Source organism: Catellatospora sp. NPDC049111, from assembly GCF_040648615.1.
Taxonomy (GTDB): domain Bacteria; phylum Actinomycetota; class Actinomycetes; order Mycobacteriales; family Micromonosporaceae; genus Catellatospora; species Catellatospora aurea.
The window spans coordinates 30,031-51,999 of the sequence record NZ_JBEZEB010000024.1 but is presented as its reverse complement, the minus strand read 5'-3'; the positions used below and the strand labels follow the sequence as shown (position 1 = coordinate 51,999).

18 protein-coding genes and 1 pseudogene are annotated in these 21,969 nt (G+C 71.5%); 6 read left to right on the top strand and 13 right to left on the bottom strand.

What is annotated here, in order from left to right; genetic code table 11:
• Positions 1-29: 29 nt before the first annotated feature.
• A pseudogene (locus tag AB0B66_RS27590) lies at positions 30-1,820 on the bottom strand (family 43 glycosylhydrolase); the annotation flags it as partial.
• Between the two features lie 370 nt (positions 1,821-2,190).
• Here AB0B66_RS27590 and AB0B66_RS27585 point away from each other — a divergent pair.
• Complete coding sequence (locus AB0B66_RS27585) at positions 2,191-2,865, top strand: alpha/beta fold hydrolase (RefSeq protein WP_360535366.1); 675 nt, start codon at positions 2,191-2,193, stop codon at positions 2,863-2,865.
• 54 nt (positions 2,866-2,919) lie between these two features.
• Here the strand turns inward: AB0B66_RS27585 and AB0B66_RS27580 are convergent, their stop codons facing one another.
• The 5 genes from AB0B66_RS27580 to AB0B66_RS27560 all read right to left on the bottom strand — a co-directional run bounded on the left by AB0B66_RS27580 (position 2,920) and on the right by AB0B66_RS27560 (position 10,565).
• Positions 2,920-4,806, bottom strand: coding sequence for a hypothetical protein (locus AB0B66_RS27580; RefSeq protein ID WP_360535364.1), 1,887 nt, complete (start codon positions 4,804-4,806; stop codon positions 2,920-2,922).
• Positions 4,791-5,534 carry an ABC transporter ATP-binding protein gene (locus tag AB0B66_RS27575; RefSeq protein WP_360535472.1) on the bottom strand — a complete coding sequence of 248 codons (744 nt, stop codon included), beginning with the start codon at positions 5,532-5,534 and terminating at the stop codon, positions 4,791-4,793. Before AB0B66_RS27575 ends, AB0B66_RS27580 begins: the two co-directional genes overlap by 16 nt.
• Before the next feature lie 26 nt (positions 5,535-5,560).
• Positions 5,561-5,917 carry a CU044_2847 family protein gene (locus AB0B66_RS27570; protein ID WP_360535362.1) on the bottom strand — a complete coding sequence of 119 codons (357 nt, stop codon included), beginning with the start codon at positions 5,915-5,917 and terminating at the stop codon, positions 5,561-5,563.
• 2 nt (positions 5,918-5,919) lie between these two features.
• The gene (locus AB0B66_RS27565) at positions 5,920-10,029 is read right to left on the bottom strand and encodes a trypsin-like peptidase domain-containing protein (protein WP_360535360.1); all 4,110 of its coding nucleotides are present in this window, start codon (positions 10,027-10,029) and stop codon (positions 5,920-5,922) included.
• A gap of 101 nt (positions 10,030-10,130) precedes the next feature.
• Positions 10,131-10,565 carry a nitroreductase family deazaflavin-dependent oxidoreductase gene (locus AB0B66_RS27560; RefSeq protein ID WP_360535358.1) on the bottom strand — a complete coding sequence of 145 codons (435 nt, stop codon included), beginning with the start codon at positions 10,563-10,565 and terminating at the stop codon, positions 10,131-10,133.
• Between the two features lie 198 nt (positions 10,566-10,763).
• Between AB0B66_RS27560 and AB0B66_RS27555 the strand changes: the two genes are divergently transcribed.
• Positions 10,764-13,121, top strand: coding sequence for an FdhF/YdeP family oxidoreductase (locus AB0B66_RS27555; RefSeq protein WP_360535356.1), 2,358 nt, complete (start codon positions 10,764-10,766; stop codon positions 13,119-13,121).
• Between the two features lie 3 nt (positions 13,122-13,124).
• On the opposite strand, the gene AB0B66_RS27550 is transcribed toward AB0B66_RS27555, so the two are convergent.
• A complete protein-coding gene (locus AB0B66_RS27550) occupies positions 13,125-13,487 on the bottom strand; it encodes a helix-turn-helix domain-containing protein (RefSeq protein WP_360535470.1) in 363 nt (120 codons plus the stop codon).
• A 111-nt stretch (positions 13,488-13,598) separates the two neighbouring features.
• On the opposite strand from AB0B66_RS27550, the gene AB0B66_RS27545 reads away from it, so the two are divergent.
• Positions 13,599-14,183, top strand: coding sequence for an NAD(P)H-dependent oxidoreductase (locus AB0B66_RS27545; protein ID WP_360535354.1), 585 nt, complete (start codon positions 13,599-13,601; stop codon positions 14,181-14,183).
• Positions 14,184-14,222: 39 nt separating this feature from the next.
• Here the strand turns inward: AB0B66_RS27545 and AB0B66_RS27540 are convergent, their stop codons facing one another.
• Positions 14,223-14,699 carry a hemerythrin domain-containing protein gene (locus AB0B66_RS27540; protein WP_360535352.1) on the bottom strand — a complete coding sequence of 159 codons (477 nt, stop codon included), beginning with the start codon at positions 14,697-14,699 and terminating at the stop codon, positions 14,223-14,225.
• A gap of 117 nt (positions 14,700-14,816) precedes the next feature.
• On the bottom strand, positions 14,817-15,320 hold the full coding sequence (locus AB0B66_RS27535; RefSeq protein ID WP_360535350.1) for a GNAT family N-acetyltransferase: 504 nt from the start codon (positions 15,318-15,320) through the stop codon (positions 14,817-14,819).
• 348 nt (positions 15,321-15,668) lie between these two features.
• On the opposite strand from AB0B66_RS27535, the gene AB0B66_RS27530 reads away from it, so the two are divergent.
• Positions 15,669-16,652: a glycoside hydrolase family 11 protein gene (locus AB0B66_RS27530; protein ID WP_360535348.1), complete on the top strand. Its 984-nt coding sequence runs from the start codon at positions 15,669-15,671 to the stop codon at positions 16,650-16,652.
• 55 nt (positions 16,653-16,707) lie between these two features.
• Here the strand turns inward: AB0B66_RS27530 and AB0B66_RS27525 are convergent, their stop codons facing one another.
• A complete protein-coding gene (locus AB0B66_RS27525; protein ID WP_360535346.1) occupies positions 16,708-17,817 on the bottom strand; it encodes a hypothetical protein in 1,110 nt (369 codons plus the stop codon).
• A gap of 106 nt (positions 17,818-17,923) precedes the next feature.
• Here AB0B66_RS27525 and AB0B66_RS27520 point away from each other — a divergent pair, with 106 nt between their 5' ends.
• Both AB0B66_RS27520 and AB0B66_RS27515 read left to right on the top strand, forming a co-directional pair.
• On the top strand, positions 17,924-18,298 hold the full coding sequence (locus AB0B66_RS27520; RefSeq protein ID WP_360535344.1) for a PadR family transcriptional regulator: 375 nt from the start codon (positions 17,924-17,926) through the stop codon (positions 18,296-18,298).
• Positions 18,295-19,662, top strand: coding sequence for a permease prefix domain 1-containing protein (locus tag AB0B66_RS27515; RefSeq protein ID WP_360535342.1), 1,368 nt, complete (start codon positions 18,295-18,297; stop codon positions 19,660-19,662). Before AB0B66_RS27520 ends, AB0B66_RS27515 begins: the two co-directional genes overlap by 4 nt.
• Before the next feature lie 51 nt (positions 19,663-19,713).
• Here AB0B66_RS27515 and AB0B66_RS27510 read toward each other — a convergent pair whose 3' ends face one another.
• The 3 genes from AB0B66_RS27510 to AB0B66_RS27500 all read right to left on the bottom strand — a co-directional run bounded on the left by AB0B66_RS27510 (position 19,714) and on the right by AB0B66_RS27500 (position 21,961).
• Complete coding sequence (locus AB0B66_RS27510) at positions 19,714-20,706, bottom strand: tyrosinase family protein (RefSeq protein WP_360535340.1); 993 nt, start codon at positions 20,704-20,706, stop codon at positions 19,714-19,716.
• Complete coding sequence (locus AB0B66_RS27505) at positions 20,703-21,272, bottom strand: hypothetical protein (RefSeq protein WP_360535339.1); 570 nt, start codon at positions 21,270-21,272, stop codon at positions 20,703-20,705. The genes AB0B66_RS27510 and AB0B66_RS27505 overlap by 4 nt, the downstream gene beginning before the upstream one ends.
• 128 nt (positions 21,273-21,400) lie before the next feature.
• On the bottom strand, positions 21,401-21,961 hold the full coding sequence (locus AB0B66_RS27500) for a GNAT family N-acetyltransferase (protein ID WP_360535337.1): 561 nt from the start codon (positions 21,959-21,961) through the stop codon (positions 21,401-21,403).
• Between the last annotated feature and the right edge of the window lie 8 nt (positions 21,962-21,969).

The following is a 21,969-nucleotide window of genomic DNA, read 5'->3' as shown; positions in this document are numbered from 1 at the left end:
ACCGAGCAGGCGCGGCAGGCGGAAACGGGTCAGCCGAAGACGCGCAGCTCGTAGATACGGGTCGCGATGTCAGAGTTCTGGGTCGGTGTGGCCACGTCCAGCCGGACGTACCGGCCACTGACGGTGACCGGGTGGGTGCTGGTGGCCGCGGTGTTGGCGGTGACGTTGACGGCCTGGGACCAGCTCACCCCGTCAGCGGACACCGAGATGGTGAACGCCCTGGTGTTGAGGGACGCCGACTCGCCGCCCGCCTGGGCGTGGGCGACCTCGAAGCGGTTGATCGCCCGCGTCGCGCCGAGGTCGACGCGCAGCCAGGCCCCGGTGACGGCGGAGCAGAACTTGTCGGTGTTGCCGCCGTTGACGGTGCCGTTCACGGCCTTCTCCGGGCCTTCGGCGGCCTGGCACGCGGTGGAGCCGGTCGCGGGGCGGCCCTGCGCCAGGTTGGTCCCGGCACCGACGGGCGGGCTGACGGCGACGTTGTCGAAGGCCGCCGCGGCGTTGAACACCCGCAGCCCCGTCGCGCCCGTGGCGTAGGTCGCGTCCGTGACGTTGATCTTCGGCGTGGCCATGTCGTCGACGTACACCTTGATCGAGGATCCGATCGCGGTCACCCGCATGCGGTAGGTCGTGCCGACGGCCACGGTCATGGCCGTGGCCTGGAGCTGGGTCCAGTTGTTGTTGACCCGGCCGAGCACGACCCGGCCCGCGGGGCTGATGCCGGCGTAGTAGCCGGTGTAGCCGTCGGTGCCGGTGGAGGGGTTGGTGACCCGGAAGACGAGCCCGGCGTCGCCACCGCCCGAGGTCACCGCCACGTCGGCGTCGTAGGTGAGGTTGCCGAAGTTGGTGTCCAGCAGCGCCTTGCCGCCCAGCGAGTTCGCCGCCGTGAAGCGGCCGCCGGTCGCCGACCAGGTGCCGCCGTAGGTGCGCCAGCCGAAGGCGTTGCCGTCGGCGAAGTTGTCGCGCACCCGCATCGTCACCGGGGCGATCGTGCCGTCGGCGTTGAAGACCATCCGGTCGTACGCGAGCTGCCGGTGGTTGCCGTCGGTCTCGCTGAGCGGGCGGCGGTGGTAGACGATGTACCAGGTGTCGGTGCCGGGGATGTTGACCACGGAGTTGTGCCCGGAGCCGCGGGCGACGGCGGCGTCCTGGGCGAGCACCTTGCCCAGGCGGGTGAACGGGCCCAGCGGCGAGTTCGCGACGGCGTACGCGACGGAGTAGTCGGGGCCGGTCCAGCCGCCCTCGGACCACATCAGGTAGTACTTTCCGTTGCGCTTGAACATCTGCGGGCCCTCGACGTAGCCCGCGGGCGTGATCTCCTTGTAGACGGTGCCGTCGGTGTGCGTGCCGAGGCTGGTCATGTCGGCGTTGAGTTTGACCACGTTCGCGTGGCCCCAGCCGCCGTAGTACAGGTACGCCTGGCCGTCGTCGTCGATGAAGACGTCCTGGTCGATGGGCTGCGCCCCGTTCTGGAACTGCGCGATCAGCGGGCGGCCCAGCGCGTCGGTGTAGGGCCCCTGGGGCTGGGTCGCCACGGCCACGCCGATGCCGCCGAGGCTGCTGTTGTTCTGGATGTCGTTGGCCGCGAAGTACAGGTAGTACCTGCCGTTGCGCTGGATCGGCGCGGGCGCCCACATCGCGTACGAGGCCCAGGAGACGTTCGCCTTGGTCAGCACGTTGGGGTGCTTGGTCCAGTTGACGAGGTCGGTGGACGAGAAGGCGTCCAGGTAGGTCTGCTCGGCATAGCTCTTCGAGGTGGTCGGGAACACCCAGTAGCGGTCGCCGTAGACGACCGTGTCGGGATCGGCGTACCAGCCGTCGGCGAACGGGTTGCCGGCCTCGCTGGTGGTGTAGTCGGGCGGCACGGCCGAGGCCGCGGGCACGCCGAGCAGCATCCCGGCGAGGACGGCGAGCACGGTGGTGGCGGCGATGCGGCAGGGACGGTTGCCCATCGGCGGTCTCCCCTCAGTGGGTCGGGTCGGCATCGTTCACGTTCGATCCCGAATCCACGGAATCAAACACACGGGAACGCGAGTGGCCGCCGTACCACCGGTCGTCACTATACGTCAATACATCGCCATCTGACGATGTCCGACGTGGATGGCGGACCGGTGATTACACCGATGCAGAAGGCGGGGCGCTGCTCCGATGCTCGTTGGCACCACACGCACCGTCCCGACGAAGGGCTCCCCCATGCGTATCCGCCAACGTCTCATCGCCGCCGGCGCGGCACTGGTCGCCGCCGCGGCACTCGTGGTCGCCCCGGCCTCGCCCGCGAACGCGGCGACCAGCACGCCGGTGATCTTCGTACACGGCTTCATCGGCAACTCGTCGAACTGGACGACCGCCCTGTCGGTCTTCCGGGCCGGCGGCTTCACCCGGCTCTACACGTACGACTACAACTGGGCCGGTTCCAACCAGATCAGCGCGGCCGGGCTGCGGGACAAGGTGAACCAGGTCAAGGCGCAGACCGGCGCGTCGAAGGTCGCCATCGTGAACCACTCGATGGGCGGCCTGGTCACCCGCTGGTACCTGGAGGAGCTGGGCGGCTCGGCCAACGTCAGCCATGTCGCCTCGATCGCCGGTGCCAACCACGGCACCACGTACGCGGGCGCGTGCCTGATCAACGTCTCGTGCATCGAGATGTACCCGGGCTCGCTGTTCCTGCTCGACCTCGCCGACGGCGACGAGACGCCCGGCAGCGCCAAGTACGGCACCTGGTACTCGGCCTGCGACGGCATCATCATCCCGTACACCAGCACCCGCCTGACCGGGGCGAGCAACAACAACGTGCTGTGCGAGACCCACATCGGGTTCCTCACCAACACCAGCGTGCTGACCCAGATCCGCAGCTTCATCGCGGCCTGACCGGCCCGTCGGCGCCGCCCTGCCCGGGGGCGGCGCCGACGTGTGCCGCCGTGCTCAGACCGATTCGAGCTGCTGGTCCTGGCCCGGCGTCGCGCGCGGCTTCCGGCTCGCCCTGATGGCCAGGTAGTACAGGTAGCTGCCGAGCAGGACCATCACGGTGGCGATCGGCCACGCGTACGCGCCGGGCACGTGCATGGCCAGGAACCAGGACTTCACGTCGACGCCGGCCAGCAGGAAGATCATCGGCACCAGGCCCTGCGGGAACAGCGCGATCGAGCCCAGTGTCCAGCCGAGCAGCGCGGTGCGGGCCGCGCCCTTGGACACCTCGGCACGCTTGGGCAGCTCTGCGCGGACCGGCTTGCTGCGGCCGGTGCGCATCAGGAAGAGCAGCTCCGGCCCGCCTGCCCGCAGCCGCCCGACCGCGACCCGGCCGAGCCACCAGGCCAGGAAGACGCCGGTGGCCACGCCGACCGGCACACCCGCCCAGAGCAGGAAGAGGTCGTCATACACCGTGCCGAGGGTGAGCACCGTCGCCGCCGGGATGCCCGGCAGCAGCCCGCCCCAGAACATGAGATTGGCCTGGCCGGTCGTGTCACCGTGTTCGAGGGGGTTCTCGGGACGCTTGTGGGCGTCGGGGCCCGGCGCGAGCGCCACCACGGACAGCAGCGCACCGAGCCCCGCACCGCCGCCGAGCATCGCCGGCACGAGGGCCAGCACCCAGGGCCACGCCCAGACCAGCCCGCTCCACGCGGTGAACCCCACCGCCACCGCGAGCGTGACCGGCCCGAAGATCAGCAGGTAGGCCAGTTGACGGCCGTGCAGGTCGGCCCGCTCGCTGCCGGTGAGCAGGGTCATCCACAGCGCCGTGCCGTCCTGCCCGTACAGGTTGGCCACCGATGCGCCCGCCATCAGCGCGAGCGCGGGCGCGGCCCACGGCAGCAGCACCTTCTCCCCGAACGTCAGCGGCAGCGCGGTCGTGCCGAGCGCCCAGGCGAGCGGCACGAACACCGACTGCGTCCGCTGCGGATCGCGCCACCAGGTGCGAAGTTCCTTGCGCAGCACCGCGCCGGTGCGCCCGGCGAACAGACCCCGGCACGGCGCGGCAGCCCGGCGGGAGCCGCGGATGGTCACCCGCGCTCGGCGCGGGGTGCCTAGGCTGCGGCTCCACGCGAGCAGCAGCAGCACGATCAGCAGCACCAGCCCGAGCAGCGCGCCCACCGCCGACCACCAGCTGCCCCGGGCTGCCGACTCGACGGCGACCACGCCCCAGCCGGACGGGACGGCGCGCACCGTGCGGGCGAAGCCCGGTCCGAAGCCGGTGTCGAGCACACCGGACACCTGGATCGCGACGGCGACCATCCAGCCGGACTGGGCGAGCACCATCATCGCCGCGATGAGCACGCCGGTGAACGCCGCGCCGGTGCGCGACTTGGCCACCACTCCGAACACGACCGTCGCGACCCTCGACAGCAGCACCACGAACACCAGCTGCAGCACGACCGCGGGGAGCGCGACGAGCACGGATGCGGGGCTGAGCCGGACCGCGTAGCCGACCAGGCTGAGGAACGCCAGCAGGGTCACCGCGGCGGTGACGCCGACGAAGGCCGCGGCGAGCAGGCCGACGGCGAGCCGCCGGCGCGGCACGGGCAGCAGCCCGAAGTGGTCGGCGCGCAGCAGCGTCGAGCCACCCCAGACCGGCCCGACCACCCAGCCCAGTGCCCACATGAGGTATACGGCGGCGAGCAGGTCGGCGACCACGGTCGGCTGGGCGGGCAGGGCCAGGCCGAGCCATGTCGTGGCGGCCGCCAGCGCGAGCCCGAGGACCCCGCCGACGATCATCCAGGCGGCCTTGCCACCGGTCATGGAGTGGCGCATGATCGCCAGTTTCATCCGGATCAGGATGCGCGCCTCGGCCGGCAGAGCGCTCAGGACGCCAGCCACGACAGGCCCTCCCGGTCGCCGGTGTCGACGCCGACGAGCCGGACGAACGCCTCCTCCAGCGTGCCGTCGCCGCGTACGGCGTCGAGTGGGCCGGCTGCCACGACCTGGCCCTTGGCCATCACGGCAACCGTGTCGCACAGCTGCTCGACCAGTGCCATGACGTGGCTGGACAGGATCACCGACCCGCCCGCGGCGACGAACCGCACCAGGATCGACTTGAGCGCGGCCGCCGACACCGGGTCGACCGCCTCGAACGGCTCGTCGAGCACCAGCAGCCGCGGCCCGTGCAGCAGGGCCGTGGCCAGGCCGATCTTCTTGCGCATGCCGGTCGAGTAGTCGACGACCAGGGTGCGTTCGGCGTCGCCCAGCTCCATGACGTCGAGCAGTTCCTGGACCCGCCCGGTCAGGACCTCGTCGGGGATGCCGCGCAACTGGCCGAGGAACGTCAGCAGCTCCCGGCCGGTGAGGCGTTCGGGCATGGCGAGCCCGTCGGGCAGCACGCCCATGAGCGCCTTCGCCCGGTCCGGGTCCGCCCAGACGTCGACGCCGAGCACCTGCGACCGGCCGCCGTCGGGTCGCAGCAGGCCGACCGCCATCGACAGCGCCGTCGTCTTGCCCGCGCCGTTGGGCCCGACGAGCCCGAAGAACGACCCCTGGGGCACGGCCAGGTCGATGTGGTCGACGGCGACGGTGTCGCCGAACGCCTTGTGCAGCGCGGTCAGCCGCAGCGCCGCGGCCGGTTCCGTCTCCACGGTCACTCCCCCGGCTGCCGCGGACCCGGGACCTGGCCGCGCTCCGGGCCGGACCACTCCATGGTGAGGGTGAGGTGGCCCTCGCTGGCGGCTTTGGCGATCACCACGCCGGACTCGGCCGTGATCTTGATGCCGATCTCGACGGTGAACTTGTCCGGCCGCCGGGGCAGCGAGCTGACCTGGTCTGTCACCGTCTGGATGACCGGGCGCAGCCGGCTCATCATGGTCTGGAAACTGTCCCGCGCGGTGGTGATGTGGTCGCCGACCCCGGCCTCGACCAGCTCGTCGCGCTCGCCGTCGCTCGGCTCGACCAGCAGCCGGGTGCCGTCCTCCAGGGTCACTTCGATCAGCGGTTGCATGGTCAGCCTTTCCAGCCGGGGCAGATGTCCCCGTCGTCGGGGTGGGTGACGGCCTTGGCCCGCTCGTCGTCGGTCAGTCCGCGGCCGACCAGATCACACAGGTGTCCGCGCCACACCTCCGGATCGAGTGCGAAGCGCTGCACGCCGAACTCGGTGCCGCTGACCGTCAGGGTGGTGCCGACCCCGTCGATGCTGCTGCGCTCCAGCCCCTGGAAGTCGTTGGACCTGGGCAGCACCAGCGTGAACCGCACGGTCGCCTCTGCCGTCGCCCAGACCAGGAACTGCTCGCCGCTCTGCAGGTAGATCAGGCCATCGTGCAGCGACTGGATCCGGCAGCACGCGTCGACCAGCGTGTTCTCGGGTGCTGTCACCTTCGACACCTCGGTTTCCCGAACGGGGTCGACGACCCCGACCTGCCCGCGCTCGCCGAGCACCGCGATGAGGTCACTGCCCCGGCCAAACGCGATCTGCCGGACGATCTGCACCCCGTCGACCGTGAACACGTGCACCGGATCGCCAGTGTCCGCGTTCCACACCGAGATGTACGGCCCGGTGGTGTTCACCGCCAACAGCTGCTTTTCGGCGTCGTACGCACAGGTGCCGAACCGCGCCCGTGGGTCGACGCCGTCATCTGGGGTCGGTGTGACCGGCTCCAGCGGGCGCAGGCTCGGATACTCCCAGCGGCGGATCACGCTGCCGTTGAAGTGGACCAGCATGCTGTCCGTGCGGACGATGCACGCCCAACCCGGTCCGTTTCCGTCAGCCGCCGGCGACAGGCTGGGGCTGGGCGGCAAGGCCAGCTCGTGCCGGACCCGGCTCGGGTCGGCCAGGTCCCGCAGGGACAAGGTGGTGCGGGTGGCGTCCGTGGTGAACAGGTAGCGGTCGTCGGCGATCAGCACCCGCTCCCGGTCCGGCAGCACACCGGTGATCCGACGTCCGGATGCCAGGTCCCACAGCCGCGCCGGGCGGGCCAAGCGGGCCACGGCGAGCGGCCCGATCAGGTCCACCGGCTCGGCGTCGTAGGCCGTCAGGTCGGCGCCGAGCTGCGTGAGGCTGCTGCGGGCCACGTCGGCGAGCACCACGCCGCCGTCTCCGGCGTAGGCGACCAACCAGCCCCCGTCGTGCGGGACGGCGACAGGCACGACCCGGTTGCCGAAGTCCACGGCGCCGAGCAGTGGCAGCCCCAGCGTGGTCGCCTCACCGGTCGCGGTCAGTACGACCTGGATCCGCTGCCGGCTCGCGGAGCTGACATCCCAGGGCATTCCCAGCAGGATCTTGCCGGCGGGGTCGAACCCGAGCTGGTTGCCGAACGCGCCCAGGCACGAGGTGGTGAGCTCACCGGCCGGGCGCAGTCCGGGCAGTCCGTACAGGCGCATCGGTGCTCTGCTGGTGGACTTCGGGCAGCGCACCAGCCGGGTGCCGTCCGGGCTGACGCCCACCACGTCGTCGGTGATCTTCTCGACGGCGCGGCGGGCCTTGACGTCCCAGACCTCGGTGTCGCCGGACTCCAGTTTGACGAGCACGGTTCCGGCGTCCGGACCGAACCAGGCGGCGCTCACGCCGGTCTGCGGCAGCTCGATGTCGGTGTCGGTGCCCAGATCCCAGATCACGGCTCGGATGGGGTCCTCCGACCGGGGCTGGACGCGCAGCAGCAGCGCCTGCCCGGACGGGTCGAACCGCTCCAGGTTGATCTGGTGGGTGAACTTGCGGGTCAAGCGCTGCCCATCCGGCTGGACCGCAGTCACCGTGTTCGCGCCGATGTAGGCGAGCCGGGTGCCCGACCGGTCGGCGATGACGCTCTTGGCCCGGTCGGCCAACTGCTCCAAGACGGGCCGACCGGGGCCGTCCAGCCGCCACCGGCGCAGGTCCGGACCGGCCGTCACCAGCGCGGGCGGGTCGGACATGACCGCGACGGCCTGCACGTCGGCGGTGTCGGGCAGGATCCGCTTGACCTGATTGAACTGCGCGTACACCTGGAAGAGGGCGCTGGCCGATTCGGGCAGCGCCTTGCTCTGGTAGGCGGTCAGCGCGGTCAGCGCCGCCTTGTCGGGGTCGACGGACAGGTATCGCGCCGCGTCCGCCGCCTGCACGCGGGCACTCGCCTCGCGCAGCTGCTCCATCAGGTCAGCGTTGCTGTCCTGCAGCAGGATCGCGAACCCGCCGGTCGCCAGCAGCAGCACCACCAGCGCGCCGGCGGCCGACCGCCACGCCCAGGCGAACCGGCGGCTGCGCTGCCGGCTGGCCAGGATGAAGTCCCGGTCGTCCTGGGTGAGGTCGTCACCGTTGCTGCGCAGCCAGTCACGGGCCGCCTCCAGCCGGGCTCCGCGCAGCGGTTCCTGCTGCTCGCGGCTGATGCGCAGGGTCTCGTACCACTGCCAGAACTCGGCCGACTCCTTCAGCCAGTCCTCCAGGCGCTGCCAGCGGCGGGTCAGCGCGTCGTGGGTCAGCTCGTAGGTGACCGCCCCCGTGTCGCGGTCCTGCGAGGTGACGACGAGCCGGGCGGCGGCCAGTTCCCGCGCGACGGCCAGCATCGGCGCGGTCAGGTCCTGGGCGCGCACGGGACGCCGCAGCGCGGTCCCGGCGGCGGTCGGCTGCACCAGGCGCAGCATCAGCGAGCGCACCGCGGGCAGCTCGGCCTTCGGAACGCGTTCGCGCAGCACCTCCTCGGCGTAGCCCGCGATGACGCCGCCGACACCGCCGAGCGCGTCGTACGTCTCGTGGGTGAGCACGTCGCCCGGTTCGGACCGCCACAGGCGTTCGAGCAGGAACTCGACCATCGGCAGCGCACCGGCGGTCGCGCCGGCGTCGGTGAGGATGCGGTCCACCAGCCGCGGCTCGGCAGCGCGGTCCGCCGCCGCGAGCGGCCCCTCGACCGCTTCGCGCAGCGCGTCGCCGGTCAGCGGGGCGAGGTAGGTGATCGCGTGCGTCCACGCCGGACCGAGCCCGGACAGCGCCGCGGCCTGGTCCAGGAAGTCCGAGCGCAGCGTGACGATGACCCGCACGGTGCGGGTCGGTTCCCACAGCGCCCGCAGCAGCGTGAACAGTTCGGTGGCCTGCGCGGGGTCGTGGCCGACCAGTTCTTCGAGCTGGTCGACGACGATGACGAGCCGCTGCGCGTACGCCTGATCGAGGGCTCGGACGACGAGGTCGCCGATCCGGCCGGCCCGTAGTTCGGCGGCGATCTCTGCGGGAGTGGCGTCGGGCAGGTCGAACGCCTGCGAAAGCGCACGGGTGAGCACGCTCTCGGCGGTGACCCCGGCGGCGACCCGCAGGCCGACGATGACGGCGGGCCGTTCCCGCAGCCGGGGCAGCACCCCGGCGGACAGCAGCGACGACTTGCCGGTGCCGGACGCGCCGTTGAGCACCGTGAACGGCTCCCGCCACACGGTCTCGGCCAGCTCGGCCGCCTCGGTGGCGCGTCCGAAGTAGAGCGGGGCGTCCTGCTCGCGGAACGGCTCCAGGCCGCGGAACGGGCTGTCGTCCCACCGGCCCGGCGGTTCGGCCCAGCCGGCCAGCTCCGGTGCCGCGGCGAGCAGCGCGGCCGCGGGCTGGGCGTACGCCGTACGCCGCCCGGCCAGCGCCTCCGTCGCGACGATCATGCCGGTCACGGCCTGGCGGTCGTCATCCCAGACGGGGCCGCCGCTGAAGCCCTGCGTGGCCCAGAAGCCGGCGTTGCGGTCGTCGTCGATCTGCAGCCAGCCCGAACCCTGCCGGCCGTGCATCGTGCCCACGGCCCACACGCCGTCCGGGTGGTGCTCCGGGAAGCCGAACATCCGGCACCGGTGCCCCCAGGCGTCGGGCTCGTCCACGAGGCGGACCGGGCGCACCCCGTCGGGCGCGGGCTCGGCCAGCCGCAGCACGGCGATGTCGGCCTCCCGCGCGGGCCGCCACACCTCGACGACGGCCGTGCCGGTGGTGCCGGTGGCCCGGAAGCGGACCTCGATCCGCGTGCCCACGCCGGGCTCCGCGGAGCCGCGAGCCAGCAACTTGGTGAGCACGTGTGCGGCGGTGCAGACCAGGTCGGGCGCGGCCACGAAGCCCGCGCCGACCGGGTGGCCGTTCGGGAGATCGATCGACACCACGCTCGCGTGCAGCCGTTGCTCGGCGGACATTCCCCGATCACGCCCCCTCCGTGCCGGTGGGCGACCCCGGCCCGACAAAGGCTCCATATTAGAGGCTCGTCGGGCGGGGCGCGGTCCCGGAGGGCGTACGCTCAGGCCGGGTCGAGCACGAACACCGGGATCTCGCGGGTGACCTTGCGCTGGTAGTCGGTGTAGGTCGGGAACGCCGCGACGGCCCGGTCCCACCACACGCGACGCTCGTCACCGGTGGCCAGGTGCGCCGTGTACGCCCGGCGGTCCGGCCCGTCCTGCAGCATCACCTCGGGGTCGGCGACGATGTTGTGGTACCAGTCGGGGTTGCTCGGCCGCCCACCGACCGACGCCACGATGGCGTAGCTGCCTCCGTGCTCGACCCGCATCAGCGGGGTCTTGCGGATCTTCCCGGACCTCGCGCCGCGCATCGTCACGATGACCACGGGCTTGCCCATGATCGTGGTGCCCTTCGTGCCACCGCTCGACTCGTAGGTCTCGACCTGCTTGACCGACATGTCCCAGGTCCCGGGTACGTACTCCCCTGTCAGCTCCATTCGTCACACTTTAGGGCGGCCGCGGCCGGTGCGGGCCGCGCGGTTTGGCCGAACTCGCCCCAGGCCGGGCCGGCAGGCATAAAGTGATCTCCATCTGCGCCGGTCGCTGCCCCGTGGAGGCGTCGCGATCCGGCGGTCCGAGTCATGCACGACCTCCGGCGCCGACCGGTTCCGGCAGGCGCCAGGAAGGCGGATCCGATGGCACCGTCACCCGACCCGGCAGCCGACACCGAACAGCTGATGATGGGCGCGGTGCCCGGCGCGGCCGCGCTGGGCCGCGGCCCGATGCCCGACGGCGACCACTCGCGGCACGAATACCACCACCCGGCAGCCGGTTGGGGCGCGGCGCGCAGCGTCGGCAAGGTCCTGCTGGGCAGCCCGGAGCCGGTGGAGGGCATCCGGGCGCTGCTGGTGATGAACCAGGAGGACGGCGGGTTCGACTGCCCCGGCTGCGCCTGGCCCGACGACCCGACCGGCCTGCGGCTGGACATCTGCGAGAACGGCGTCAAACACGTCACCTGGGAGATGACACCGCCCCGGGCCGACCGCGGCTTCTTCGCCGCGCACACCGTCGCCGAGCTGGCCACGTGGACCGACTACGACCTGGAGGCGGTCGGCCGGCTGGCCGAGCCGATGGCCTACGACCCGGACACCGACCACTACGTGCCGATCTCCTGGGAGGACGCGTTCGCCCTGGTCGGCACCACTCTGCGCGGCCTGGGCAGCCCGCACGAGGCGGCGTTCTACACCTCCGGGCGGCTGAGCAACGAGGCCACGTTCCTCTACCAGCTGTGGGTACGTGAGTTCGGCACGAACAACCTGCCGGACTGCTCGAACATGTGCCACGAGGCCAGCGGCCGGGCGCTGACCGCGGCCATCGGCTCCGGCAAGGGCACCACCGACCTGGAGGACTGGGAGCAGGCCGACGCGATCTGGCTGATGGGCGACAACGCGGCCAGCAACGCGCCCCGCATGCTCACCTGGCTCGCCGAGGCCGACCGGCGCGGCGCGGCGCTGGTGCACATCAACCCGCTGATCGAGGCGGCCTCGCGGCGCACCATCGTGCCGCACGAATTCGTCGACATGGCCACCTTCCGCACCACCCGCACCGGCACCCGCAACGTCCAGGTCCGCATCGGCGGCGACCTGGCCCTGATGCGCGGGGTGGCCAAGGCGGTGCTCGAAGCCGCCGACCGCGACCCGGCCGCGCTCGACCGGGACTTCATCGACACGCACACGTCCGGCTTCGATCAGTACCGCGCGGTCGTCGCGGCGACGCCGTGGGCCGACCTCGTGCAGGGCTCGGGCATCGCCGAGGCCGACATCCGGGCCCTGGCCGCGTCCTACCTGGCCTCGCAGCGCGTCATCATCGCGTGGTGCCTCGGGCTGACCCAGCACGAGCACGGCGTGGACACCGTGCGGGAGATCATGAACGTGCTGCTGATGCGCGGCAACATCGGCCGCCCGGGGGCCGGTCCCGCGCCGGTCCGCGGGCACAGCAACGTGCAGGGCAACCGGACCTGCGGCATCGACCACCGGCCGACCCCGGCGTTCCTGGACAAGCTGGCGCAGGTGTGCGGGATCGACCCGCCGCGCGAGCACGGCCTGGGCACCGTGGCGGCGATCGAGGCGATGCAGCGCCGCGAGGTGAAGGTGTTCGTCGCCCTGGGCGGCAACTTCGTGCTGGCCGCGCCCGACCTGCCGCGCACCTTCGAGGCGATGCGCAACTGCGACCTGACCGTGCAGGTGAGCACCAAACTCAACCGCAGCCACGTGGTGCACGGGCGGCGCGCCCTGATCCTGCCGTGCCTCGGCCGGTCCGAACGCGACGAGCAGGCCGCCGGGGAGCAGGGCGTCACCGTCGAGGACTCGATGGCGATGGTGCACATCTCGTACGGGATGAAGGACCCGGCCTCACCGCACCTGCGCTCGGAGTGCTCGATCCTCGGCGGCATGGCCGGCGCCACCCTGCCCGACAGCCGTACGCCCTGGCAGGACTATGTGGACGACTACGACCGCATCCGCGACACCATGGCACAGGTGCTGCCCGGGTTCGAGGACTTCAACGCCAAGGCCCGCCGCCCGCACGGGTTCCGGCTCGCCCAGCCGGCCCGCGAGCGGACGTTCCTGACGCCGTCGGGGCGGGCCGAGTTCTGGTCCGGGCCGCTGCCCGACGACGTCGACCCCGGCGAGGGCCGGCTGATGCTGACCACGGTGCGCTCGCACGACCAGTTCAACACCAGCATCTACTCCAACGACGACCGCTACCGCGGCGTCAAGGGCATGCGCACGGTCATCTTCATGAACGCCGACGACATGCGCGAACGGGGCCTGTCCGACTTCGACCTGATCGACGTGACCAGCTTCTCCAAGGACGGCACCCGGCGCACCCTGTACGGCTACCGGGCGGTCGAGTACATGGTCCCACCGGGCAACGCGGCCGGCTACATGCCGGAACTGAACGTGCTGTGCGGCCTCGCCGACATGAGCAGCCAGAGCGAACAGCCGGTCACCAAGCACCTGGTGGTCGAGGTGGTCAAGCAGGCGGCCGCCTGACGGTCACTCCTGGTGTGTGAACACGCCCGGGTTGCGGGCGGTCCAGTCGAACAGCGGCTGCAGCGCGTCCATCAGCTCGACGCCGCGGGCCGTGGGCGTGTACAGGATCTGCACCGGAGTGCTGGGAATGACCTGCCGCTCGACAAGTCCGTGCTGTTCGAGTTCGCGCAGGCGCTGGGTCAGCACGCGGTCGGAGATGCCGTCGGCGAAGGCGCGGTAGTGCCCGAACCGGCGTGCCCCGCGCCGCCCGGCGAGCATGATCATGCCGACCCACCGGCGGCCCAGCAGTTCGAGGACCGGTTGGAAGCCCCGGCAGGCGGCGTCGCTGGCGTCGTGGTGGTCGGGCACGTAGGCGGAGAGCTTCATAGTCACTTACCCATGGTAAGTAGCTAACCCGAGTTTTGCCCACTCGTGCCGACCCCGGCCAAGCTGGGAAACGCGGTGATCAAATGCCGCGAGGCCACGAAGGGACAACACATGCTCATCCAGGTCATCAACGGAACGACCCGCGAGGGACGGTTCAGCGAGCGGATCGCCCACTGGGTGCTGGACTTCGCCCGGCAGTACGAGGGGGTCGCGTTCGAGCTGGTCGACCTGCGCGACCATCCCCTGCCGTTCTTCGACGGGGCCGCCCCCATGTGGACCCCTCGGCAGTACACCGACGAGGCGGTGGCACGGTTCGGCCGGACGGTGGACCGCGCCGACGGCTACATCTTCCTGACCGCCGAGTACAACCACGGCTACTCCGCGGTGCTCAAGAACGCCCTGGACTGGACGTACGCCGAATGGCACCGCAAGCCGGCCGGCTTCGTCGGCTGGGGCGGCGTCGGCGGAGCGCGGGCGATCGAGCAGCTGCGCCAGGTCACCGTCGAGTTCGAGATGGCCCCGCTGCGCCACGCGGTGCACATCGCGCCCGAGATCTACCTGCCTGCCCGCGACCAGGCCGACCCTACCGACACGGCGGTGTTCGCCCCGGCCGAGCCGTTCCTGAAACTGCTCACCGACGACCTGCTGTGGTGGACCGGCGCGCTGCACGCCGCGCGTACCCGCGACGCGTCCTGACCCGGTGCCGGGGTGCGGCCCGCGCCGCACCCCGGCACGTCAGACGTGGTCGCGGAACCGGAACACCATGCCCGACCAGCCGGTGTCGGCCACGCCCGCGTCGATCGCCGCGGCGATCACCCGTTCCTCGTAGTTGAAGTGAGATTCCATGATCGCCACCAGGCCGTCGAGCTCGCGGCCGACCTCCTCCAGCGTGCCGTCGCGCGACCCGGCGAGTTCGGCCACCCGGGACAGGATCGACGTGATCAGACCGTGGTCCTCGACGAGTTTGGCGATCGTCGGGGCCAGGTCAGGGCGTTCGCGAAGCAGCTCGGCGAACATCCCGGCGTCCTCGCCCTGGTGGTGCGAGGTCAACGCGGCGCAGAACGCCAGGCAGTGGGTGACGAGCGCGTCATGGCCCACAGCGCGGCGGGTGATGCCCGATCTGATCTCGTGGATGCGCCGCCGCAGTTCCTGATGCGCTTGCGCGAGCTGGGTGCTCAAGGCGACCGCACGGTCGCCGGCAGGGGAAGCCACCGGGGCCGGTCCCTTCGATTCCACACCTCCATGCCTGGCGCAGTCCGCCACCGGCACGCGATGCTGCCGCCATCCGATCACGGGACGCGCGGGCAGGGCAACCGGGTTCGGCACCCGTCAGCTGACCGAGGTCCCCAGTTCCTTAGCCATGATCTGCTCGCGGCGTACGCCGTCGGGCATCAGGTCACCGACCTCGGCGGTGAGCTGGAAGCCGTGGCGCCGGTAGAGCCCGGTGGCGGAGTCGTTGCCCTCGGCCACGGCCAGCTTCAGAACCTCGGCGCGCACCTGCCGGGCCCACTGCTCCACCGCCGCCAGCAGCTGGTCCCCGACGCCGCGTCCACGGGCGTCCGGGTGCACCCACATCGAGATCAGTTCGACCACGCCCCGGTCCTCGGTCGGCACGCCGCTGGCCATGCCGGCCGAGCGGCCGTCGAGCAGCGCGACCAGGTTGTACGAGCCGGGAATCTCCAGCCGGCCGCGCCACCGCTCATCACGATCACCATCGCCCTGCCAGTCCGCCAGCCGGGACCCGAAGGCGTACGGCGCCTCGGCCAGCGCGGCGAGCCGCAGCTCCCGCCAGATCGGCCAGTCGTCCGGAGCCAGCACCCGCAACTCGATCATGGCGAGCAGTCTGCCCTCGGGACCGGCGCCTCGCCACCCCTTTGCCACGCGGCAATGCCGGGCACCAGCGTCCCATGCGCCGGAAGCGCTCCGAAACTTTCGCCGACGCGTGGGTGTCGGTCATGGCCATTCGGCGTCGCCTGACAGCATGCGCGCCTGGATTCCATAGGTCAATATCTGCGCAGCGAGCCAGATTCGCAGCCACCGCGTGGCAACCGATAGTTTCCGGAAGTCGTTGACAGTCCATCGACGTCGAACGAATACTTGCGCCATCGACGGAGCCCAACACAGTCGATCCCGGGTGACCCGAACCGTCCCGTCGGAACCTCACGAGGAGGAAGCACCCCCATGAACGCACCCGCTCCCCCGAACCGCCGCCGCCGCGCCAGGCTGCTGCTCGGCACTGCCTGCGTGGCAGCGATGGTCGCCGCCTCGACGATGCTGCCCGGCGCCGCGAACGCGGCCGTGACCTCGAACCAGACCGGCACCAACAACGGCTACTTCTACTCGTTCTGGACAGACAGCCAGGGCACCGTGTCCATGGAGCTCGGCTCTGGCGGCAACTACAGCACCTCGTGGAGCAACACCGGCAACTTCGTCGCCGGCAAGGGCTGGAGCACCGGCGGCCGCCGGTCCGTGACCTACTCGGGCAGCTTCAACCCGTCCGGCAACGCGTACCTGACGCTCTACGGCTGGACCCGCAACCCGCTGGTCGAGTACTACATCGTCGACAACTGGGGCACCTACCGGCCCACCGGCACGTACAAGGGCACCGTCACCAGCGACGGCGGCACCTACGACATCTACCAGACGACCCGCTACAACGCGCCGTCCATCGAGGGCACCAGGACGTTCAACCAGTACTGGAGCGTCCGGCAGTCGAAGAAGACCGGCGGCACCATCACCTCCGGCAACCACTTCGACGCGTGGGCGAGCAAGGGCATGAGCCTCGGCAGCCACGACTACATGATCCTGGCGACGGAGGGCTACCAGAGCAGCGGCAGCTCCAACATCACGCTGGGCTCCTCCGGCGGTGGAGGCGGCGGTGGCGGTGGAGGCGGCGGTGGCGGTTGCACCGCGACGCTGTCCGCGGGCCAGCAGTGGAGCGACCGCTACAACCTGAACGTCGCCGTCAGCGGGGCCACCAACTGGACCGTGACGATGAACGTGCCGTCCCCGGCGAAGGTGCTCGCCACCTGGAACATCAGCGCGAGCTATCCGACCGCTCAGCAGCTTGTCGCCAGACCCAACGGCAGCGGCAACAACTGGGGCGTCACCATCCAGCACAACGGCAACTACACCTGGCCGACGGTCTCCTGCGCCGCGGGTTGACCGGAGTGATCCGCCGGGGCGCTACGGCTCACGGACCGTCGCGCCTCGGCGCGGCTCACGCCCCGCGCAGCCGGGCGACGAGGTCGGCGGCGCGCCGCCACCAGTACTCGTACCGGCCCGGGAACTGCTCGTTGAGCCGGTCCAGGCGCTCGAAGGCCTCGGCGGCGTAACCAGGGTCGTCCTCGGCGTCGCCGATGAGCAGGCAGACGTTGGCCAGTGAGCCCTCGACCAGCAGCGGCGCCTGCTCGGCGTACTCGCGAAGGATCGGTTCGGCCCGGCGCGCGGTCCGTGCGGCCTCCTCCCGGCGGCCCTGCGCCAGCAGGATCTCGGCCTCGGTGGACAGCGGCATCGCCCAGCGGCGGCGCTGCACGGCGGTCGCCGGTTCGCCGTCGGTCTCCCGCAGCACGTCTTCGGACTCCTCGACCGTGGCGAGTGCCTCGTCGAGCCGGCGGGTGCGGGTCAGCGTGGTGGCGTGGTTGGCCAGCGCGGTGGCGAGCAGGTGCCGGGCGGCCCGGCCGGTCTGCGTACGGGCCAACGCGATCGCCTCCGTCTCGGCGGCCGCGGCGTCGGCGAAGCGGCCGAGCAGGGTGAGCGACGTGCCCTGCAGCACGAGCAGCTCGATCTCGATCTCGCGGTGGCTGTCCGGAGCGGTCGTGCGCAGCACGTCGAGGGCTTCGGTCAGCGGCGCGAGGGACGCGGCGGTGCGGCCGAGGTCGGCGAGCGCGGCGCCCCGGTTGAGCAGCAGCGGCACCCGGCCCACGGCGGACAGCACCTCCGGCGCGGTCTGCTCCAGCTCGGCGAACAGGTCCAGGGCCTGCTCCCCCGCCGCGAGGCTCTCGGCGGCGTGCCCGAGCTGGCGCAGCACGAAGCTGCGCAGCGACATCAGTTCCGCGCCGAGCACATGCACCATCTCCGAGCCCTGGACGACCGGCGAGCGCCAGGTCTGCTCGGCCTCGTCGAGCGTGCGCAGGGCCGCGGGCCGGTCCGGCTCCTCCTGCACGGCCAGCCAGCGGGCCATGCACAGGCGGACCCAGACGAGCATGGTCGCGCCGTCGTCGCCTTCGCCCGCGTACAGCGTCTCCAGCTCGCGGGCGAAGCGGAGCGCGCCCGCGTGGTCGCCGAGGTTCGCCAGCCGCTGGGCCGAGGTGAGTGGATCCTGCTGCACCCGCCCAGCCTGCCACACCATGATCACGGGCCGCCGGGCGACGTTGCGCCGCCGTGATACCTAGAACTAAGATGCATAGCAGTTCAAGGTATAGGGCGGTGTCCTCGTGCACATCACGAAAGATCTCGTCGCGGCCTCGGCAACCCCCCTCGTGCTGGGCATCCTGGCAGAGGGCGAGAGCTACGGCTACGCGATCCTCAAACAGGTCAACGAGCTGTCCGGCGGACAGCTCGAATGGACCGACGGCCTGCTCTACCCGCTGCTGCACCGGCTGGAGCGGCTCGGCCACGTCGAGGCGACCTGGCACACCCCGATCGAGGGGCGGCGGCGCAAGTACTACCGCATCACCGACCAGGGCCTGAAGGAGCTGGCGGAGCAGCGCCGCCAGTGGGCCGCGGTCGTGGAGACCCTGCGGGGTGTCTGGAACGCCGGGGCGTCGCTGCGCCCCATCCCCGCCCCGGCCTGGGGCGTGGCCGGATGACGGTGGACAGCGGCAACGAACTCGAACAGCAGATCGCCGAGTGGCGCGCGTACATGCGCCGCCGGCGGGAACTGCACTCCACCGACGCCGAGGAGCTGGAGGACCACCTCCGCGACCGGATCACCGAGCTGACCGAGGCGGGCCTGCACCCCGACGAGGCGTTCCTCATCGCCGTCAAGCGCATGGGCAGCCTCGACGAGCTGTCCCGGGAGTTCGCCCGGGAGCACTCCGAGCGGCTGTGGAAGCAGCTCGTGCTCACCGGCGACGACGCCGCCGCACCCAGCAGCGGCAACCGGCGCGAGCTGTTCATCATGATCGCGTTCGCGGCGGTGGCGGCGCTCGGCATCAAGGCCCCGGCGCTGTTCGGGGTGAGCATGGAAGGCGGCAGCACCTTCTACGCACGCAACCTCGGCCTGTTCGCGCTCGCCCCGCTGGCGGCCTACTTCGCCTGGCGGCGGCGGCTGGCACCGGCCGTGATCGGCGTGCTGGCGGCGCTGTTCGCCGTCGGCGCGGTGGCGGCCAACGCGTTCCCGATGGCGGAGGACTCGCAGACCATCGTGCTCAGCGCGATCCACCTGCCGATCGCGCTGTGGCTCGTGGTGGGGGTCGCCTACACCGGCGGCGACTGGCTCAACGACCGGCGGCGGATGGACTTCATCCGGTTCACCGGCGAGTGGTTCATCTACTTCGTGCTGATCGCCCTCGGCGGCGGCGTGCTGACCGCGTTCACCGTCGGCACGTTCTCGGCCATCGGCCTGGACGCCGAGACGTTCGTCGGCACCTGGCTGGTGCCCTGCGGCGCGATGGCCGCGGTCGTGGTCGCGGCCTGGCTGGTGGAGGCGAAGCAGAGCGTCATCGAGAACATGGCGCCCGTGCTGACCCGGGTGTTCACCCCGCTGTTCACGGTCACCCTGGTGGTGCTGCTCGGCGCGATCGTCTGGTCGAGCAGCGGCATCGACGTCGAGCGCGACGTGCTCATCATCTTCGACCTGCTGCTGGTCGTCGTGCTCGGCCTGCTGCTGTACGCCATCTCGGCCCGCGACCCGGCCGCCCCGGCCGGCGTCTTCGACAAGGTGCAGCTCGCGCTGGTGGTCACCGCGCTCGTCATCGACGTCCTGGTGCTGGCCGCGATCACGGGCCGGATCACCGAGTTCGGCTTCACCGCCAACAAGACCGCCGCGCTGGGCGAGAACCTCGTCCTGCTGGCGAACCTGTCCTGGTCGGCGTGGCTGTTCCTGGGCTTCGTGCGCGGCCAGCTGCCGTTCGGCCGGCTGGAGCGCTGGCAGACCCGCTACCTGGTGGTGTACGCGGCCTGGGCCTGGATCGTGGTGCTGGTGTTCCCGCCCCTGTTCTCCTTCGCCTGAGCCGACGACGTGCGACGGCGCGGCCTGGTCGGCCGCGCCGTCGCGCTTTTCCTAGGCGATCGAGTCGTAGCTGTACCAGGCGGACGCGTCCAGCACCTGGGACGGGGTAAGCGGCTCGCCGAGCAGCGTGACCATGGTGTCGTCGGGCCCCTGCCCGCTGGGCCGCTGGTCGTCGCCGTCGCCCGGGGAGTAGACGCGCCCACCGCGAGTGAGCCACGCCTCCCACAGCCGGTCCACGTTGCAGTGGTTGAGGTAGAACAGCGGGTCGTTGGGCGAGCTGCCCGGACCCATGTCGCCGCCGACCCACACGTGCACCCGGTTGTGCATCTGCGGGCTGCCGGCCTGGCCGATCCGGCGCGGGTCGATCCAGCCCTCCACCCGGTTGCGGAAGCCGTCGGAGCTGACGTCCCAGGGCGCGCTGTCGTAGCCGAGCCCTTCTTCGAGCGCCCACTTGGCGTCCTCGGCCGTCGGCAGGCCCGGCACGTCGGTGTCGGTGCCCGCGTTGCGCTGCAGCGGACGCGGCGCGACCGACCACAACTGCGTGCCGTAGCCCATCAGGCGCACGCGCATCGCCGCGAGGGGGCCGCTGACCACGTCGCCGCGCGCGTCGCCCAGCGCCGCCGCGCCCCACAGCGAGCTGGTGTGCTGCTGGTCGGCGGGCAGACCGCCGTCGACGGTCCAGTCCCAGTACGGCAGGCCGGCCTCGGGGTCGCCGGTGACCCGCTGGATCTGCTGCTCCAGGCGCAGCAGGAACAAACGGTGCCAGGGCAGGAAGATCGGGCCGCCGTGAGCCAGGTTGCGCATCGGGCGCTGCGGGCTGCTCGGCATCTGCATCGCCACGAAGTGCCACAGCACGAACAGGTCCCAGGTCGTCAGCGGCTGGTCCACGCCGTACAGCCGAAAGCCCGGCAGGGACGGGGACAGGAGCTGGTTGAGCTGCGAGGTCGTGTAGCCCGACTGTTCGGCGTTGAGGGCGACGACACCGGCCAGGAATCGTTCACGGGCGGCGTCGGAGGTCTGGATGTCGGCGCGGACGGCGGTCACCGGTGCCCCTCCCCGTGGTGCTGGTGCTGGTCGTGGTCGTGCGGTTGCGGCTGCGCGGGGACCGGCCGCGGCGCCTCGGGCTCACCGTGCTGGTGCTCACCGTGCTGGTGGCTCGTCCCGTGCTCGTGGTCCGTGCCGTGCTGGTGGTCCTGGTCGGGCACGCAGCAGGTGGTGCCGTTGCCGCAGTGCTCGCCGTGCTCGCCGGTCAGGCAGCCGAGCTCGTCGACGGCCGGCGGCTCGGTGCCGAAGTAGTCCAGCACCCGCTTGCACATGTCGATCGCCGACGGCAGGGCGTACTGCGGCAGCCCGTGATAGTGCACCGCGCCGTTGTCGAGGACCTCCAGGCCACCTTCCAGCGGCTTGCCGTCAATAGTGATCTTGTATGTGGTCTCGATGCGGATCTCCCGCCCCCGGTGCACCGCCGTGCGCACCGACGTCGACACCCCGTCGACGCCGTGCGCGTGCCCGTGCCCGGCCGTCGACGGGTCGGGCAGCCCGTACCCGCCCGCCTCCAGAGCGGCGGTGAACCCGGCGGGCGCCGGACCGTCGTCCTTGGTCAAACTCACTGTTCCTCCACCGTGCCGCGACACCCGGGGCGAACACCGCCGCGGGCCAACGCACTGTGGCACCGGCGCGAAGCGCCCGCCAACGGCTCGACGCCATTCCGACAGGCACGCCACCCGGACGGCGGAGGTCAGCCCTCGGCCGACCGCCACTCGCGGTCCAGGACGGCGAAGACGAGCTGGTCGGCCCACTCGCCGCGGAACAGGTAACTCTCGACGTGGCGCGCCTCCTGGCGCATGCCGAGCCGCGCCATCAACCGGGCCGACGCCTCGTTGCGGGCGTGGCAGCGGGCGTAGACCCGGTGCAGGCCGAATTCGCCGAACGCCCAGTCCAGCAGCGCTCGGGCGGCTTCGGTGGCCAGCCCGCGGCCCCCGTGGTCGGGGTGGAAGACGTACCCGAGTTCGGCCGTGCGGTCGGCCTGGCTGCGCCAGACCAGTTCCACGGTTCCGATCACCCTGGCCTCGGCGACGACGGCCAGGGTCAGGCAGTCGCCCTCGGCGCGCAGCGCGTCCTCGGCCACCATCGCGGTCACCGACGCTTGGGACTGTTCCCGGGTGCGCGGTCCCGCGCCGAGCATCCAGCGCACGACGTCGGGCCGGCTCTGCCAGGCGTACACGTCGTCGAGGTCGCCCGGCACCATCGGGCGCAGCGTGAGCCGTGCGGTGCGCAGCGGGTACGTCGGCTGGAACATCAGGTGAT